Below are 16418 nucleotides of genomic sequence, written 5' to 3'. Positions count from 1 at the left end.
AGGAAAGATCGCTATGAAAAAAGATAACAACGTGTCAGAGTACAAGATTGGGCGAACAACTTACATCGTGAAGTTAGTATTCAACCCTGCTTCAAAGGAACGACTTGCGGATATTTTGCAAAGGCTGATAGACCGTGAGTGCGAAGAAATGCTCGGTGAATCCGGACAAGAACCTGAGAAGCAGGCTGTGTAATATTAGCATTTCGGCGCATTGCCATTGACGGTATATTGCGCTATAATGATAACATAGCTCGCTTTATCTGTCGGGAAGGAAGATTAATATGACAGACAAGATAACAGCGTTGTATTGTCGTCTTTCGCAGGACGATATGTTACAGGGTGAGAGCAACAGCATCACCAATCAAAAAGCTATCCTCAAAAAGTATGCGGAGGATAACGGTTTCAGCAATCCCGTTTACTACGTTGATGACGGAGTTTCGGGAACAACGTTTGAGCGAGACGGCTTCAAGGCGATGATGGCAGATGTTGAAGCAGGCAAAGCGGGAACGATCATTACCAAAGATTTGAGCAGACTCGGCAGAGACTACTTGAAAACCGGTGAGTACATTGAGATCATATTCCCTGACTATGATGTCCGCTATATCGCTATCAATGATAACGTGGATACTCTCAAGAGCGAGAATGAGCCGATGGCTTTCAAGAACATTTTTAATGACTGGTATGCCAGGGATACGTCGAAGAAGATCCATGCTGTATTCAAGGCAAAGGGTCAGTCGGGCAAACCGCTTTCTCTGCCTATTTACGGGCACAAGGCATCTGAGGAAGATAAGCACAAGTGGATCATTGATGATGAGCCTGCAGCGGTTGTCCGCAAAATATACAAGCCCTGCATCAGCGGCTACGGTCCGATTCAGATTGACCGTAAGTTAACGGAGAAAGGTATTCCCAATCCAACGGCTTACGCTATATCGCAGGGAAGAAACCCGGCTAACAAGAATTCAAGGCTTGACCGCTGGTGTACTGAAACTGTCATTGACATTTTAGAGCACTCTGAATACATCGGTCATACGGTGAATTTCCGTACACGCCGCAAGTACTACAAGAACAAGCGTAAGATTGAAAATCCAAAAGAAGACTGGCTCATCTTTGAGAATACCCATGAGCCTATCGTCACACAGCAGGAGTTTGAGCTTGTTCAGGAGATGCGTAAGAATAAGCGCAGAAATCAGAAGCAGGAAACTGTAAATCCGTTTTTAGGTATCTATTACTGTGCCGACTGCGGAAAGAAGCTGTATCTGTGCCGAGCGACAACCATGACCGAAGATCAGGAACATCTGAAATGCTCTACTCATTCAGCTGATAAGGATAGATGTTCAGCACATTATATCAGGACTGTTGTGCTGAAAGAGTTGGTTCTGAATGCACTGAACAAGCTCCTTGATAATGTCAAAGACAATGAAGCTGAGTTTGTGCAGACAGCCATGGACAACTCTGCGTCAAAGCATTCCTCTGATGTTTTTAAGGCAAAGAAAGCTCTCAATCAGGCTGAAAAGCGTATTGCTGAACTTGACAGGCTTTTCGCAAGACTCTATGAGGATAATATTTCAGGAAAGATTTCTGACGAGCGTTTTGCTGTATTGTCCGCAGGATATGAGGACGAGCAGAAGAAATTGAAAGCGTAAGCATCAGAACTTACTGCTTTTATTGAAACAGCAGAGCAGAAATGTGCTGATGTGAACTCCTTTATAAAGGTAGTGCAGAAGTATGAGCATATCACGGAACTTACTCCCGAGATTATGCATGAGCTTATCGAAAAAATCGTTATTCATGCTCCTGATAAGAGCAGCGGTCACCGCACACAGCAGATCGACATTTATTATCGCTTCGATGTCGCAGTATCGACTGCGGTCGCTGACAGTATGAAGTACGACAAAAAGAGAAAGGCTGCGTAACTGCGATGTTACGCAACCTTATCTTCAAATCACATAAACTGCTTTATGCGCCCCGACCGAAGTCAGGGCTTTTTTCATCAGACTGCTTAAACCGTCACAGCCTGAGTATTATTCTTTTTAAGCACCTCAATAAAATCTTTTTCAGGAACAGGCTTTGAGAAGTAGTATCCCTGAATGAAATCACAGCCCATGCCAAGAAGCGTGTCGAGTTGGTGCTTGTCCTCGATACCCTCGGCGACTATCTGCATATTGAGCTTCTTTATCATCGCCACTGTACTTTCAATGGCGATATGCGCCTTTTCGCTCTTGAAACATTCCCAGACTATTTCCTTTTCAAGCTTGATAAACCTGAAAGGCAGGCTGAGAAGATATGTCATATTTGAATATCCCGTACCATAATCGTCAAGTGCAAACTTCACACCATAGTCGGAAAGGGTCTTGATGTTTTTCTCCATAATGTGCGGAGTATACACCGCCGCAGTTTCCGTTACTTCAAGACAAATAGACGATGGGTCTACCTTGTATCTGTCCATAATGCTGAGAAGCTGCTCTACAAGGTCAGATTGCATACACTGGACTACCGACAGGTTTACCTGCACATATTCGATACCAAGTGAAGTTCCCACGCCTTTCTTTATAAAGCGGCAGGCTTCCTCGAAAACATATTTGCCTATTTTGAGTATCTTGCCGTTTTCCTCAGCTATAGGAATAAATTCCTGTGGAGGGATAAATCCAAGCTTTTCATCCTTAAGCCTAACAAGGGCTTCACAGGAAACTATCTTGTTTCTTGAACTTGAATATATCGGCTGATAGTATACCTCAAAGCCACGATTATCCAGAGCCTTGTCTATAGCATTCTCTACCTCGCTTCGACGTTTGCTGTCATAAAAGTTTATGTCAGTTGCATGAAGAAGTCTTTCCGTTTCAGGTTCACGATGCTTGAACTGCTCGATAAAGTCCACCAGCATATCTGCATTGTCAACGTCCTCAGGGCAGTCAATACGCATAAAGCAGGCTGTTATCAAAGTATCCACAGTACCTATATTCCAGTTTTCAGACAGCTTTTTCCTTATCGCACGATACGTTTCCCCCACCTTTTCAGAATTCTTCGGAAACATAAGAGCAAAGCATTCGTCCTCCAAATAAAATCCATCGCCCAGATTAACAAAGTTATAAAGATAGTCGGAAAAGCTTCTTAACAGAGAGTTGGAAAAACGTCCGCCAAAGGTTTTCATAAACATTTTGAAATCCGGTATCCTTATGAGCAATAATGTAAAATCAGAAGCTGAGGCATATTTTATGGAACACCTATTGACAAAGCTGCTCCAGTTGAGCATTTTCGTTCCTTGGTCTATCATATCGTCCTGACTTTGCAAAGTGAACATTATTAGAAGCATACATACAGATGCCGCAAAGCACTCCACAAGAAGGTGTTTATTGATCATCTGAACAATTACCGCCACTACCGTCATTGAGATAAAGGCTGTTATAGAAGTGACCACCTGTCTTGATAGCATACTTCTGTTACCCATTGCGTAAACGATGCCAAATATAAGATAATAAATCGCCACAATGTATGTAAATGGCTGAAGAGTGCCACGATGATAACCACCTTGACTATCCACATAGATTATAAAATGTGTTACAGGCGTCGTAATCACAAGCAAAAGGTCAACGATCATCGGTGTATATAAAAAGCTTTTGAAAAGAGCCGACATCTCTTTATAGCCGTCCGTCAGGAAAAGTATATAGATCACAAATAGAAACGGAATAAGATTATGTGTAAAATAATAAGCCGTATGGAAGAAGATTTTAAGCCCTATGCCCCATTCGCCGGTAGAAAACACACTTAAAATATCCAACACAGTTGACAAAGCCGAGTCGCCCACGAGAATGCCAAAGACCTTATTCTTATTGCACGGAATACGCTTTTTGAAATAGAATACAACTCCTGTGATAGCATATATCACAAGGGCACATATATCATAATGGATAATATAACCCACAACGCAGACCTCCCCGTATTGTTATGATAATATTTTAACATAACTCTGTTATGGCTTCAACCGATTTAACAAAAAGTTATAATATTTTTGGTTGTGTGCATAACTTACATATAAATAAAAGCCCGAATTTATGGTTTTTGTCAATTATTATCTATTCGTTGTAATGTTCATTCTTGCGGTTTACTGATAAGATATCATAAACATTTTAACATTGTCCTAAAGCTTCACCCAAAAATGAAAAGTTAGAAAAACGATGATAATTTAACTTACGGCAAAAGATTATACATAGTTTTAAATAATTTTTAAATTTGTCGGTTTGACTTGACTAATAAACAATATAGAGTTATACTGAAATCACGGTAAAGATCCTGTCAGAGGACTTGTTATATGCTCGTATTTTGGCAGAGTTTCTGTATATGCCGAAATAATTAGTTCTTACTAATATCTAAAAACAAAACAGGAGGTAATATTATGTTAAAATGTTTTAAAGACGAGAAATTCTGGTGTGCAGTAGGCGGAGCAGCCGCAGTCATTCTTGGCAAGAAAGTCGTAAAGGCTAAGAAAACAAGAGAGCTTGCCGTTACAGGTCTTGCAAAGGGAATGAAGCTCAAGAGTGACGCTCAGTCAGCACTGAGAAGCATGAAAGACGAAGCATCTGACATCTGCTATGACGCTAAGGTCGAGGCAGGGATAGATGACGAGGAAGAAGTAACTGAATAATGAAAGCTCAGATCGTTTATGACAAGCCCTGCCGCATACGTTTTCGCTGTGGTAGCAACGCTTTCACAAAAGAACTTGAACGGTCGATACATAAGCTTGTTATGTCAAACCCGTGGGCGATCGCCTGCGAGGCTCACTATGAGAACGGTGGAATACTTATACGCTATAAAGAGGATCACAGAGCCGAAGCTGTCGAACTTGTAAGAAAGCTCAGAGGAAGCTACCTGGCACCTGTCAGCGACAATCAGTATGACACCGAGGAGATAGACAGAACATTCAAATCTGACCTTGCAAAGCTTGTGATGCAAAGATATATAAGAAAAGCTATTCTGCCTGCACCTATAGGCGCAGCACTTATCGTGTACAGCGGACTTAAATACATAGCAAAGGGCGTAAGCGCACTGTTTGACGGCAAGCTTACAGTTGAGGTGCTTGACGGAGCGTCAATAAGCGCTTGTCTTATCCAGAAAAATTACAATACGGCTGGCACTGTCATGTTCCTGCTTTCTGTATCAGGCTTGCTGGAGGATTACACAAGAGCGAGAACAAGAGCCGCTCTTACTGACAGCTTGGCGATAAAGGCAGATCAGGTATGGCTGGCAGGCAAGGACGCTGATACTCTTATACCAATGTCACAGCTTCAGGTGGACGATTGCATTAGAGTTCGCACAGGAAGCGTTATTCCTGTTGACGGTCAGATAACCGAGGGCGAAGCTTACATAAATGAAGCTTCCATGACAGGCGAGCCTCTTGCGGTCATGAAGAGCGCAGGAGCAAGCGTATTTGCGGGAACAGTTGTCGAGGAAGGCTCAGTTGTGATAAAAGTTCGCAAGCTTTCTTCCGACACAAAGATAAGCAAGATAATCGAGCTTATCGACAATTCAGAAAACCTTAAAGCAGGGGTGCAGAGCAAAGCGGAGCGTCTTGCGGACTCTATCGTGCCGTACAGCTTCCTTGCCTTTGGTCTTACACTGCTGTTTACTAGAAATGTCACAAAAGCAGTTTCCGTTCTTATGGTGGACTATTCCTGCGCTATCAAGCTTTCAACACCTATAGCCGTTATATCCGCTATTAAAGAAGCCGCTGATGATGACGTTACGGTAAAGGGCGGAAAATATCTTGAAGAATACGCACTTGCCGATTCTATCGTTTTTGACAAGACCGGCACTCTTACAAACGCTGAGCCTGTGCTTGAAAAGGTAATAGCCCTCGGGGATTACTCCGAGGCGGAAACGCTGAAAATTGCGGCTTGCCTTGAAGAGCACTTCCCTCACAGCGTAGCGAGAGCTATAGTAAAGGGTGCGGCCGATAGAGATATCGACCATGCCGAGGAACACGCTGAGGTGCAGTATATAGTTGCCCACGGAATTTCAACAACGCTTCACGGCAAACGTGCTATCATAGGAAGCAGGCATTTTGTCTGCGAGGACGAGGGCATAGAGATAACAGACGAACAGCAGGCTGAGATCGACGAAAAGTCGGGAGCATGCTCGGTAGTTTATCTTGCTGTAGGCGACAAGCTCACAGGTGCGCTCTGCATAAGCGACCCGCCAAGACCTGAAGCTGAGGAAGCTGTTAAACAGCTCAAAGAAGCAGGCATCACAAATATCGTGATGCTCACAGGCGACAGCGCAAAGGCTGCCGAGATAACTGCACAGAAGCTTGGCATATCAGATTTCAGGGCGCAGGTTCTTCCTGAGGACAAGCACAGATATGTTCAACAGCTCAAAGAGCATGGACACAGAGTAATAATGGTAGGCGACGGAATAAACGACGCTCCAGCCCTTGCGGCGGCGAACGTTTCTGTTGCAATGAGCGATGCTTCCGATATCGCAAAGGAAACTGCCGATATCACAGTTCGTGGTGCAGACCTTACACAGCTTGCGGCTATAAGACAGCTTAGCGAAAAGCTGATGCACCGAATAAACAGTAACTACAGATTTATACTTCTGTTCAATTCAGTGCTTCTGCTGTCAGGAGCTTTCGGGCTTTTACAGCCGTCAGCCTCAGCGCTTTTGCACAACGCTTCAACAATGGCGATCTGTGCAAAGAGCATGACCCCTTTAGAGGATAAAAAGCGCAAAAAGAAAAACAAGTAAACAAAATATAAAGAGCGAATGATCGTAACGTCATTCGCTCTTTTTGCATCTTAATAAATGTAACGCTTTTTTCTTAAATTACTTAGCAGGTGTACAGTAGCAAATAGAATAAACTGTGATATCACCGTTTTTTGCCGCAGCATGAAGCTGATCCAGCTTATCAAAACCTGCACCAAACTCCTTTACACAGTCTGCATATGTGAACTTAGCATAGTAATGATCATTCGCTCTGCCTGTTTCGCTAGGCTGAACTCTTGCCCAGTTTGCTCCTCCTGACCAGCTCTGGAGAATAAGCTCAAGCTCGTTCTCTGCACCTGAATACTCAACATAGAAATAGCCATTTGCAGAAAGATACGAAACATCAAAACTGCCATAATTTTTTGAAGTCATAACTGAAACTGCCTGACCCCATGAGCCACATGATTTTGCACCCCAGAAAATAGATACATATGGATCCTGCTCCGGCTTATCAGGGTCAACAGGATCTACCGGATCAACCGGCTCTGTTGACTTTCCGACAATATACTTAACACTAAGAACTTCGATATCTCCGTTAGCCGCACCAACATGGAAGCGGTCTACTTTAGAGAAATCTGTTGTTCCGAACGCCGCAGCAACATCGTCGTAGCTGTACTTTGCGTATGCAATGCCGTCCTTTTCTGTTACCTCAGTTGGTGAAACTCTCGCCCAGTCTGCACCGCCTGACCAACTCTGGAGAATGACCTCCGCCTTGTCTGTGCCGCCCTTGAACTGAACTTCAAAATATCCGTCCTTTTCGATAACTGAGCTGTCAAAGCTGCCGCCCTCCTTAGTTGTGGAAAGTGTGATAGCCTGACCCCAGCCTGATGTCTTTGCCGAGCCTGTGAAGATAACAGTTTCTTTTTTGTCACTTACCTCGCCAGTTGCAGGGATAACCTCTGTCTTTATCACCTTGCCGCAGGTTGTACACTCAGTGTGCTTTGAGCCATTTTCTGTCGCAGTAGCCGCCTTGTCGATTATCCATGCGCTTTCGCTGTGACCTGTCGCAGGGATAGTTTCAGTGTACTTTTCACCGCATGAGCAAGTGTATACCTTTTCGCCGTCAGCTTCGCAAGTTGCAGCCTTTGTTGATGTGAGGGTATATCTGTGTCTGTGACCGATAGGGTCGGTGTAATCGTCCTTCTTTGTCTCGCCGCAGGAAGCGCATGTGTAGATAGTGTAGCCCTTTTCGTTCTCTGTAGGAGCAACTGTCTCGCCCTTTACCCAGCTGTGACCCTTGGCAGGGATAGTTTCAGTGTACTTGTCTCCGCAAGTACAAGTGTAAATTCTCTCGCCCTCTGTTGTGCAAGTAGCTTCCTTTGTTACCTTTGCGGTGTAGCTGTGAGTGTGTGATGACTTAACATTCTTGACAGTGAGTGCAAATGTATCTGTGTTTCCGTCTGAGAATGTGTATGTAAGTGTGTAATTACCATTTGCAAGCGTCTTGAGCCAGCTTTCGTTGAGCATTATCTGACTTCCGCTTTCCGCTTGTAGAATAATCTAAGCCGCCTGTAAGCTTCTTGCCGTTTACTATGATAGACTCAACGCTCTTTCCATAAAGCACAAGGTCTGTTCTCACACCGCTTGGAGCATCAGCGTCAAATATGCCTGACTTTGTGGAAAGGTGTGGCTTCTCGATCTGTCCGTCCTCATAGAAAACAACATCGTCTATGTAAACTGTACCTGTCTTTTGAGCAGAATCTCCGCCCATATAGAACGAGAACTGGTTAAGTTTTGATGTATCAAGATTTCCGCCCGACTGCCAGCTTGGCGCTTTAAAGTCAGCGAATGGTATCTTGATATTTTTTCCACCTGCGAAATCAAGTGCTATCTGCGCTTCAAAATAATTGTCGTTTGCGTCTCTAAGCTGAACAGTAAGGCTGTTGCCTGTGCCGTCCCCCTCTACCCAAAGCTCAACGCCTGCAAATGATGAAGCATTTCTTACTGCAATAGGGTGGTTTACTCCGCAGTAGCCGTTTGGCGAGCCGATATCATATCCGAAAGCAAGCGCCTTTGAACCGTTCTTTGTAGCAAGAGAAAGTGAAACTTCATTGCCGCCTGTGTTTCTTGAATAAGACGACCAAAGTGCCTTATCATTTGAATAGCTCTCAAATGTGTCAAGCTCATCAAGGCCTGTGGTGTCGGAAACATTTATTGTAAGCTCCCTATCCTCGCCCTCATAGAAATCGAACTTAAGCGTCACAATGCCTGCTGAAAGCGTCTTGAAATATGCACTTTTAAGGGTCACAGTGTCGCCCGAAGTTGTGTAATCTGTACCCTCTGCGAGTGCTTTTCCATCAGCAACAATGCCTCTGAACTCGCTTGTCTTGCGATCCATGGTGATATCAACATCACTGCACTTCTTAGGGTTTACGTCAACAGAGATTATCTCAGGTGAGATAATAGGCTTAGGGATAGAGCTGTCGCTCACCGTCAGATTGAACTTAGGCTGATTGCCGCCTGTTGTGAGTATCCTGCACGAATACTTTGCAAGCTCCTGCCTTTTAAGATAAGAAGCCTTGATAGTAACAGCGTTGCCCCTTATGGTGTAATCGTCTGACGAGAGTTTCTTTCCGCCGACCTCAACACCGCTTATGCTGCCCTCTTTCATAGAAACATTCACCACAACGTTACCTGACTTGCTTCTGTCAAAACTGTATGTAGACTTGTCAGTGGTGTTTACAATGTTCTTCTTTTCCATTTTTGCAGCAGCGTTCATCATAAGAGTTCTTGTGCTGTCCGTCTTTTCGATACCCTCAGGGCCGTAAACGGTGTAGCCGTCATAGTCCTGATAAAGAGTGCCGTCATCAAGATAGGAAGCTATCATCCAGTAGTTGAAGCCCTGATATTCAACACCCTCATAGTAGTCCCCTGTTACAATATCCAGCCAATCGGAATAAGCGGCGTCACGCTTTGTTTTGTCTGTAAGACCGAATTCCTCAAAGATAATAGGCTTGTCAGCGGAAGATGTGGTCTGGGCATGGCGCTTTATCCATTCGAGGTCATCATCACCAAGGTCAAAGCCCCACTGATCAACGTACATATGCGGTGTGCCAAAGTCTACAGTTTCGATAGTCATAAGCTTGTCAAAGTCAACACCGTAGTAGCCTGAATATGCGGAAGACGGAAGATCTTGCCTTGCAGCTTCCTGATAGCCAAGGTTATAAAAGCCCTCGTCGCCAACAGATACCATGTGATAAGGGTCGATAGACTTTACATATGCTGACATTTCCTTTGCCCAGTTATAAAGAATATCGTCCTTGCAGAACTCGTCAACAGTACATCTCGGCTCGTTTGAAAGCTCCCAAGAAAAAACAGCTTCAGAATCCATAAGCTTCTCGCCTGTGTAGTAGTTGGTGTGATTTAACAAAGTCTTGATATAATCCTTATACCAACCCTTGATAGTTTCATTAGTGTAAAAATCACAGGTGTCCTTTTCGTCCACTTTGCTATTGCCAACGCTCTTGCCCTGTGACATCTGATACCACTTTACATACTGACCCATTCCACCGAACGCTTCCCAATAGTTCGTGAAAGTGATAACAAGCTTCATATCATGTTCTTCAGCCTGCTTGATAATATAATCAAGATGTCTCAGACCGTCCTCGCCCTCGTTCACAACAGGCTTTCCAGCCTCATCGTCCCAATACTGGAAGTAAACTCCGTCCTTTTCGCCCGTTCCGTCATTGTTGCCCTCAAAGGTCTCATGACCAGACTGCGAGTCGATCTCGCCTGTTTTCTTACCAACGTCAAGATTTCCCCAAATTCTTATTGCTTTAAGCCCCATTTTTGAAGCGTCATCGAAAACATTCTTTACCTCACTCTTTGACTTATAGGTGAGATAATAACAGTTCGTGCCGCCATAATAGTAAGGGCTTCCGTCACACATAAACTTTGAGCCGTCAGCATAAACAAATCCCTCTGGGTGTGTCGCCGCATACTCCGCATATGCGCTGATATCTGCGAAAGGCACAATGCTAACAGCCATTGCAGCAGCCGCCAGAGCCGCAGAAAATCTTCTCATTACTCCTGTCATAACCATACTCCTTTTTCATCACTTTAGCTAATTTTTGATTAATTTAGCTTGCCGAATTATTGCGTTTTTACTTTATCACAAACTTAATTTAATGTCAATCTCTTAAAACGATTAAGTAAGCAAGTTTTTTAAAATCAATGTTTTTGACAAATAAAGAAGTACAAACTTAGTGAATTGTGCTATAAGTAATCATCATTTTATATTATTTTTGTCTTTCATTGCCAAAGAAAATAATAGTTAAAAAACGTTTACATTTCATATTAACATCAAACGTTTAAGATAAACAAATTAACAAATGCAATTTACACACAAAACAAAGCCGGGCATATCATTTCAAAACAAAGCCGGGCATATCATTTCAAAATGATATGCCCGGCTATACAAAAAGATATTCAATACACTTACCATGCATAAAGATGATCCCTATGTAAACATAAAAAACACCTATCCAAGTGCCACATCAAGTATCATCATAAGCACAAAGCCCAGCGCAAAAACTATCGTTCCAATATTGGAGTGTGGCTTTTCCGACATTTCAGGTATAAGCTCCTCCACCACAACATAAATCATAGCACCTGCCGCAAAGCTTAGAAGATACGGCAAAACAGGAATTATAAACTGTGCCAAAAGTATGGTCAGCACAGCACCCACCGGCTCGACAACTCCCGATAAAACGCCGTAAACAAAGGCTTTTCCCTTTCCCATACCCTCCGAACGCAGTGGCATGGATATTATCGCACCCTCTGGAAAGTTCTGTATTGCAATACCGAGGGATAATGCCAACGCACCAGCGGCGCTTATGGCATGATGGTCAGCCGCCCAGCCTGCATATACAACGCCAACAGCCATTCCTTCGGGGATATTGTGAAGCGTCACCGCAAGCACAAGCATCGTTGTGCGCTGAAAACTGCTTTTTGCACCCTCCGGTTCAATGGCATTCATGTGAAGATGTGGTATAACTCTATCGAGAAAAAGCAGAAAAAGCACTCCAAGCATAAATCCAACCGCCGCAGGAACAAACCTCAGTCTACCCATTTTCGCTGATTGCTCCATAGAGGGTATTAGCAAGCTCCACACGCCTGCCGCCACCATTACTCCTGCCGCAAAGCCTGTCAAGGCTCGCTGGACAAGATAATGCAGATTTTTCTTCATAAAAAGCACACACGCCGCACCAAGAGATGTACCCAAAAACGGTATCAGAATGCCTTTAAAAATAGTCATGCTCATTGTTCTTCACTGATATGCTTCTTCAATGCCGCAAAGCTCTCGTCAGACAAAACGTGTTCTATCTTGCAGGCGTCATGTTCAGATATTTTTCTGTCAACACCAAGACTTACAAGCCACTCTGTCAATACAAGGTGCTTTTCGTAGATCTTTTCCGCAACATATCTGCCGGCGTCAGTTAGAGTGATAAAACCGTTTTCGTCCATTGTGATAAACTTTCCCTCACGAAGTATCTTCATGGCGTTTGATACGCTTGGTTTTGTAACATTCAGTTCCCTTGCAACATCAATGCTCCTCACCTCGCCGTTTTGCTTGTTCCATAAAACGAGTATCGTCTCCAGATAGTCCTCCCCAGACGTGTGAATGTTTCCCATTTGTATGCCCCTTTCTTTGTTAGTTATAGCTAACTTGCATCTATAAAATTACTGCACGCCACGAAGCTAAGCCTATCAAAACAAAACGCCTTTTCACAAAAAGCTTTTTGCAAACTTAGCCGCACCTTTCTCGTGCAGTATCAAATGTATAGAACATCGGTTAATGTATACTAACTGATATTTATTATATCACAGAAAATATGTTTTGTCAAGCAAACAAAAAAAAGCCGTGACAGACCTTTTCATCTGCCACGACTTTGTGCATAGCTATTTACTTGAATCTTGCAAAAAATCCTTTTTTCTCATAAGGCTCTCTTTCAGCGGAAATAAAAGTGTAGCCTGTTTTCTCAACTGCTTCTTTAAGCTTTTCATCAGGGATATCTTCATCAACTATAGCCACAGTTTCGCCCTTTGCATGGGAAGAGCTTACCTTTTTCACCTTGAAATTCTGCCTGAAAGTGTCATTCATATGCGATTCACACATTCCGCACATCATTCCGTCTATTTTTACTGTTATCTTTTCCATTTCTGACCCTCCAATGCTTAATAGGTTAGAATTTGCTAACCACGCTTATTGTAACACAGCCTATAGCTTTTTTCAAGTCAATAATGTAAATTTTAATCTGCCGTTTGTCTGTTGTTCTCCGCAAGAAGATAATTCTTCACTTCCCAAAGCTTCTGAGAAAGGTCAACATAATAAGTGTGCGGATTTTCAAATCTTGTGATCTCGTCCCAAAGAGTGTCTATCTCAGCCGCCGCATACTTTACGATATCCTCATATGCAGGCTTCTTGTATACGCACTTGCCGTCCTTGAATATCTGCTGTTGAATAGGCTTTGCCTCAAAGTTTGTGACGACCTTTTTCTTCCATGTAAACTGTGGGTCAAAAAGCGTAAGGGGTCTGCTTTCATCTATCACCTCGTCATGAACACACAGCAGGTCAGCCACAGCCTTGTGGTTATTCTTATCATAAATTCTGTAAAGCTTTTTGAAGTGCGGAGTGGTTATCTTCGCCACGTTCTCTGATATCTTTATCTTAGGCTGGATATTTCCCTCGTCGTCCTCCACAGCCGCAAGCTTGTAAACTCCGCCGAAAACAGGCTCGCTCTTTGCGGTGATAAGTCTTTCGCCCACTCCGAACATATCCACCTTTGCGCCCTGATATATCATATCTCTTATAAGATACTCGTCAAGGGCGTTTGAGGCACATATTTTGCAATCAGGATAGCCTGCCTCGTCAAGCATTTTTCTTGCTTTCTTGGAAAGATAAGTTATATCTCCCGAGTCTATCCTTATTCCCACAGGTCGGCAGCCCATAGGCTTCAGCACCTCGTCAAAAGCCTTTATTGCGTTAGGCACACCGCTTTTCAGCACATTATAAGTGTCCACAAGCAGAACAGTGCCATTAGGATAGCACTTACAGTAAGTCTTGAAAGCTTCAAGCTCGCTGTCAAACATCTGTACCCATGAATGTGCCATTGTGCCTGTTGCATTGAAGCCGAAAAGCTGGTCAGTGATAGTGCAGGCTGTGCCTGAGCAACCGCCTATGCCTGCGGCTCTTGCACCGAGTATGGCAGCGTCTGCACCATGAGCACGTCTTGAACCAAACTCAGATACCGCCCTGCCCTGAGCCGCCCTTACAATACGGTTAGCCTTTGTTGCAATAAGTGTCTGATGATTTATGCAAAGCAGAAGATAAGTTTCCACAAGCTGAGCCTGCACCGCAGGTGCTCTAACTGTGATGATAGGCTCGTTTGGAAACACCACCGTACCCTCAGGCACAGCAAATATATCTCCTGTGAAGCGGAAATCCTTAAGATATTTAAGGAAGCCCTCGTCAAAAATGCCCTTTGAGCGCAGGAACTCTATGTCCTCTTCGTCAAAATGCAGATTTTCGATATAGTTTATGACCTGCTCTAGACCGCAGGCAATGGCAAATCCGCCACCGTCAGGTATCTGTCTGAAAAACAGATCAAAATAAGATATCTTTTCCTGCATACCGCTTACAAAATAACCGTTTCCCATTGTCAGCTCATAAAAATCGCACAGCATAGTGTAATTGAATTTGTCCATTTTGCTCTCTCCTTTTCAGCTTATAACAAGAGGGACTAATGTCCCTCCTTGCTGTTTTACAATATTATATCACGCCACAGGTGCAAAAACCTGAACTAAAGCGCAAACTTTTCTGAATATTCAGCCAACAGCTTCTCGTAATAGTCAGGACCGTTTCTGTGAAGCTTATCAAGATATTCATGCTTTTTAAGGCTGTTGTATTTCTCTTGGTTTGCTATAAGATAGACCGCAATATTTGAGCAGTGGTCTGATATTCTCTCAACATTTGTGAGTATATCAAGGAAGTTCACACCCACCTCGATGTTGCAAAGACCATTCTTAGACCTGTCGATATGAACAGCCTTAAGCTCCTCAACAAGTCTGTCTACTACTTCTTCAAGTGGCTCGATCTCCTTGAGAACGTTCATATCCCCTGTCTTTGTGGCTTCGATAGCAAGCCCGATTATCTCCTGAATGGCGTTGCACACAACGTCAAGCTCGTGCTTCGCCTGCTCAGAAAAACCGATCTCCTTTTCATAAAGAACATCCGCAGTTTCATAGATGTTTATAGTATAGTCACCTATTCTCTCATACTCCGAGATAAGGTGGAAAAGCGCTGTAACAGTTCTCGACTCATCCTCGTTCAGACCGCAGTCGTTGAGCTTTATAAGATATGAACCTACTCTGTCCTCCAGCCTGTCGATAAGCTCCTCACGCTCTTTTATCTTGTCGATAGACTTAAGGTCATACTTGTCATAAAGCTCTCTTACCGATATGAAATTCTTCTGTGCCAGCACGCCCATTTGAACAACTGCCTCTGTAGCCTGTGCGATAGCAACGTTTGGAGTAACAAGAAATCTGTCGTCAAGAAGATCCTCCTTAGTAAAAGTATCATCGTCCTCAGCGTTCTTCTTATCTCTGATAGTCCATTCGGCAAGTTTTTCAAGCACTGTATAGAACGGCAGAAAGATTATAGTTACCACAACATTGAAGATAGTATGGAAGTTTGCGATGCTTCCCGTTGTAAAGCTATTATTCCAGAATGGAAATCCTATTGTATACTGAATGATATAAACGCCGATAAGAAAGATTATAGTACCGATAAGGTTGAAATAGAAGTGTATCATAGCGGCTCTCTTAGCGTTCTTTGAAGCACCTATACTTGAAATAAGAGGTGTAGCACAAGTACCGATGTTAGTACCCATTATGATAGGAAATGCAGAAGCGAATGTGATAGCGCCTGACACTGAAAGTGCCTGCAAAATGCCTATAGAAGCGGCCGATGACTGTATGATAGCCGTGAATATCGCACCCACCAATACGCCCAGAACAGGGTTTTTAAGCACTGCAAAAAGCTGCTCGAACTGCGGAAGCTCTGCCAGCGGAGCGATCTTCTCCTGCATAAGTATCATTCCGGTAAAGAGGATACCTATGCCCATCATTATCTCGCCTACGTTCTTTGTCTTGTTCTTCTTGCCCACCATTATGATTATAAGACCGATAACGATAAGTATAGAAGAGAAGTTTGACGGCTTGCAAAGCTGCAATAAAGCAGGGCCGCTGCTGTCGCCCTCCAGGTTTGTGAGCCTCAGTATCTGCGTTGTCATGGTCGTTCCGATATTCGCACCCATGATTATTCCAACTGCGCCCTTTAGTTTCAAAAGGCCTGCGTTTACAAGTCCCACCACGATAACAGTAGTTGCAGACGATGATTGCACCGCTGCCGTCACCAACGCACCGAAAAGTATTCCTGAGAACACGTTTCCCGTCATTTTCGCAAGGACCTTCTCCATAAGTCCGCCCGAAGCCTTTTCAAGTCCCGAACTCAATATGGTCATTCCATATAAAAACAGACCAAGTCCGCCCGCCATTCCGATAATGTTAAAGATACTCAAATCAATTCATTCCTTTTCTTGTTTTTTCCACTGCACAACGTCCGAGCACGCCCCTGCGCACCCCATTACTTACCTTACCTT

At 43.7% G+C, this 16418-nt stretch carries 11 protein-coding genes and 1 pseudogene; 4 read left to right on the top strand and 8 right to left on the bottom strand.

The genetic code is table 11. From position 1 onward, the window contains the following. The first annotated feature begins 13 nt into the window (after nucleotides 1-13). Both AB5123_RS05670 and AB5123_RS05665 read left to right on the top strand, forming a co-directional pair. Nucleotides 14-193, top strand: coding sequence for a transposon-encoded TnpW family protein (locus tag AB5123_RS05670; protein ID WP_117924243.1), 180 nt, complete (start codon nucleotides 14-16; stop codon nucleotides 191-193). An 88-nt stretch (nucleotides 194-281) separates the two neighbouring features. Further along, a pseudogene (locus AB5123_RS05665) lies at nucleotides 282-1913 on the top strand (DUF4368 domain-containing protein). Nucleotides 1914-1999: 86 nt separating this feature from the next. Here the strand turns inward: AB5123_RS05665 and AB5123_RS05660 are convergent. After that, a complete protein-coding gene (locus AB5123_RS05660) occupies nucleotides 2000-3919 on the bottom strand; it encodes a bifunctional diguanylate cyclase/phosphodiesterase (protein ID WP_337812539.1) in 1920 nt (639 codons plus the stop codon). A 471-nt stretch (nucleotides 3920-4390) separates the two neighbouring features. Here AB5123_RS05660 and AB5123_RS05655 point away from each other — a divergent pair, with 471 nt between their 5' ends. Together AB5123_RS05655 and AB5123_RS05650 are read left to right on the top strand one after the other, a co-directional pair. After that, nucleotides 4391-4639, top strand: coding sequence for a hypothetical protein (locus AB5123_RS05655; protein WP_022288604.1), 249 nt, complete (start codon nucleotides 4391-4393; stop codon nucleotides 4637-4639). Next, on the top strand, nucleotides 4639-6738 hold the full coding sequence (locus tag AB5123_RS05650; protein ID WP_195551289.1) for a heavy metal translocating P-type ATPase: 2100 nt from the start codon (nucleotides 4639-4641) through the stop codon (nucleotides 6736-6738). The genes AB5123_RS05655 and AB5123_RS05650 overlap by 1 nt, the downstream gene beginning before the upstream one ends. 78 nt (nucleotides 6739-6816) lie before the next feature. Here the strand turns inward: AB5123_RS05650 and AB5123_RS05645 are convergent, their stop codons facing one another. The 7 genes from AB5123_RS05645 to AB5123_RS05615 all read right to left on the bottom strand — a co-directional run bounded on the left by AB5123_RS05645 (nucleotide 6817) and on the right by AB5123_RS05615 (nucleotide 16337). Further along, on the bottom strand, nucleotides 6817-8223 hold the full coding sequence (locus AB5123_RS05645) for a hypothetical protein (RefSeq protein ID WP_368364605.1): 1407 nt from the start codon (nucleotides 8221-8223) through the stop codon (nucleotides 6817-6819). Then, nucleotides 8183-10792, bottom strand: coding sequence for a X2-like carbohydrate binding domain-containing protein (locus AB5123_RS05640; RefSeq protein WP_368364604.1), 2610 nt, complete (start codon nucleotides 10790-10792; stop codon nucleotides 8183-8185). Before AB5123_RS05640 ends, AB5123_RS05645 begins: the two co-directional genes overlap by 41 nt. Nucleotides 10793-11236: 444 nt before the next feature. After that, on the bottom strand, nucleotides 11237-12019 hold the full coding sequence (locus tag AB5123_RS05635) for a ZIP family metal transporter (RefSeq protein WP_195551291.1): 783 nt from the start codon (nucleotides 12017-12019) through the stop codon (nucleotides 11237-11239). Beyond that, nucleotides 12016-12390 carry a metal-dependent transcriptional regulator gene (locus AB5123_RS05630; RefSeq protein ID WP_022288608.1) on the bottom strand — a complete coding sequence of 125 codons (375 nt, stop codon included), beginning with the start codon at nucleotides 12388-12390 and terminating at the stop codon, nucleotides 12016-12018. Before AB5123_RS05630 ends, AB5123_RS05635 begins: the two co-directional genes overlap by 4 nt. A gap of 271 nt (nucleotides 12391-12661) precedes the next feature. After that, complete coding sequence (locus AB5123_RS05625; protein ID WP_022288609.1) at nucleotides 12662-12916, bottom strand: heavy-metal-associated domain-containing protein; 255 nt, start codon at nucleotides 12914-12916, stop codon at nucleotides 12662-12664. Between the two features lie 92 nt (nucleotides 12917-13008). After that, a complete protein-coding gene (locus tag AB5123_RS05620) occupies nucleotides 13009-14463 on the bottom strand; it encodes a nicotinate phosphoribosyltransferase (protein ID WP_368364603.1) in 1455 nt (484 codons plus the stop codon). Nucleotides 14464-14558: 95 nt separating this feature from the next. Next, the gene (locus AB5123_RS05615; protein ID WP_368364602.1) at nucleotides 14559-16337 is read right to left on the bottom strand and encodes a Na/Pi cotransporter family protein; all 1779 of its coding nucleotides are present in this window, start codon (nucleotides 16335-16337) and stop codon (nucleotides 14559-14561) included. Nucleotides 16338-16418: the final 81 nt, after the last annotated feature.

Origin of the sequence: Ruminococcus sp. RTP21204st1_B2_RTP21204_210225 (assembly GCF_040914135.1) — a bacterium.
In the GTDB taxonomy this organism is placed as follows: Bacteria; Bacillota; Clostridia; order Oscillospirales; family Ruminococcaceae; genus Hominimerdicola; species Hominimerdicola aceti.
This window is presented reverse-complemented; position numbering and strand designations above follow the sequence as displayed.

Bases quoted from the DNA above. Each gene is read 5' to 3' on its own strand.
- AB5123_RS05635 (WP_195551291.1), bottom strand. From the start codon at position 12,019: ATGAGCATGACTATTTTTAAAGGCATTCTGATACCGTTTTTGGGTACA.
- AB5123_RS05620 (WP_368364603.1), bottom strand. From the start codon at position 14,463: ATGGACAAATTCAATTACACTATGCTGTGCGATTTTTATGAGCTGACA.
- AB5123_RS05645 (WP_368364605.1), bottom strand. From the start codon at position 8,223: ATGCTCAACGAAAGCTGGCTCAAGACGCTTGCAAATGGTAATTACACA.
- AB5123_RS05630 (WP_022288608.1), bottom strand. From the start codon at position 12,390: ATGGGAAACATTCACACGTCTGGGGAGGACTATCTGGAGACGATACTC.
- AB5123_RS05625 (WP_022288609.1), bottom strand. From the start codon at position 12,916: ATGGAAAAGATAACAGTAAAAATAGACGGAATGATGTGCGGAATGTGT.
- AB5123_RS05655 (WP_022288604.1), top strand. From the start codon at position 4,391: ATGTTAAAATGTTTTAAAGACGAGAAATTCTGGTGTGCAGTAGGCGGA.
- AB5123_RS05650 (WP_195551289.1), top strand. From the start codon at position 4,639: ATGAAAGCTCAGATCGTTTATGACAAGCCCTGCCGCATACGTTTTCGC.
- AB5123_RS05670 (WP_117924243.1), top strand. From the start codon at position 14: ATGAAAAAAGATAACAACGTGTCAGAGTACAAGATTGGGCGAACAACT.
- AB5123_RS05640 (WP_368364604.1), bottom strand. From the start codon at position 10,792: ATGACAGGAGTAATGAGAAGATTTTCTGCGGCTCTGGCGGCTGCTGCA.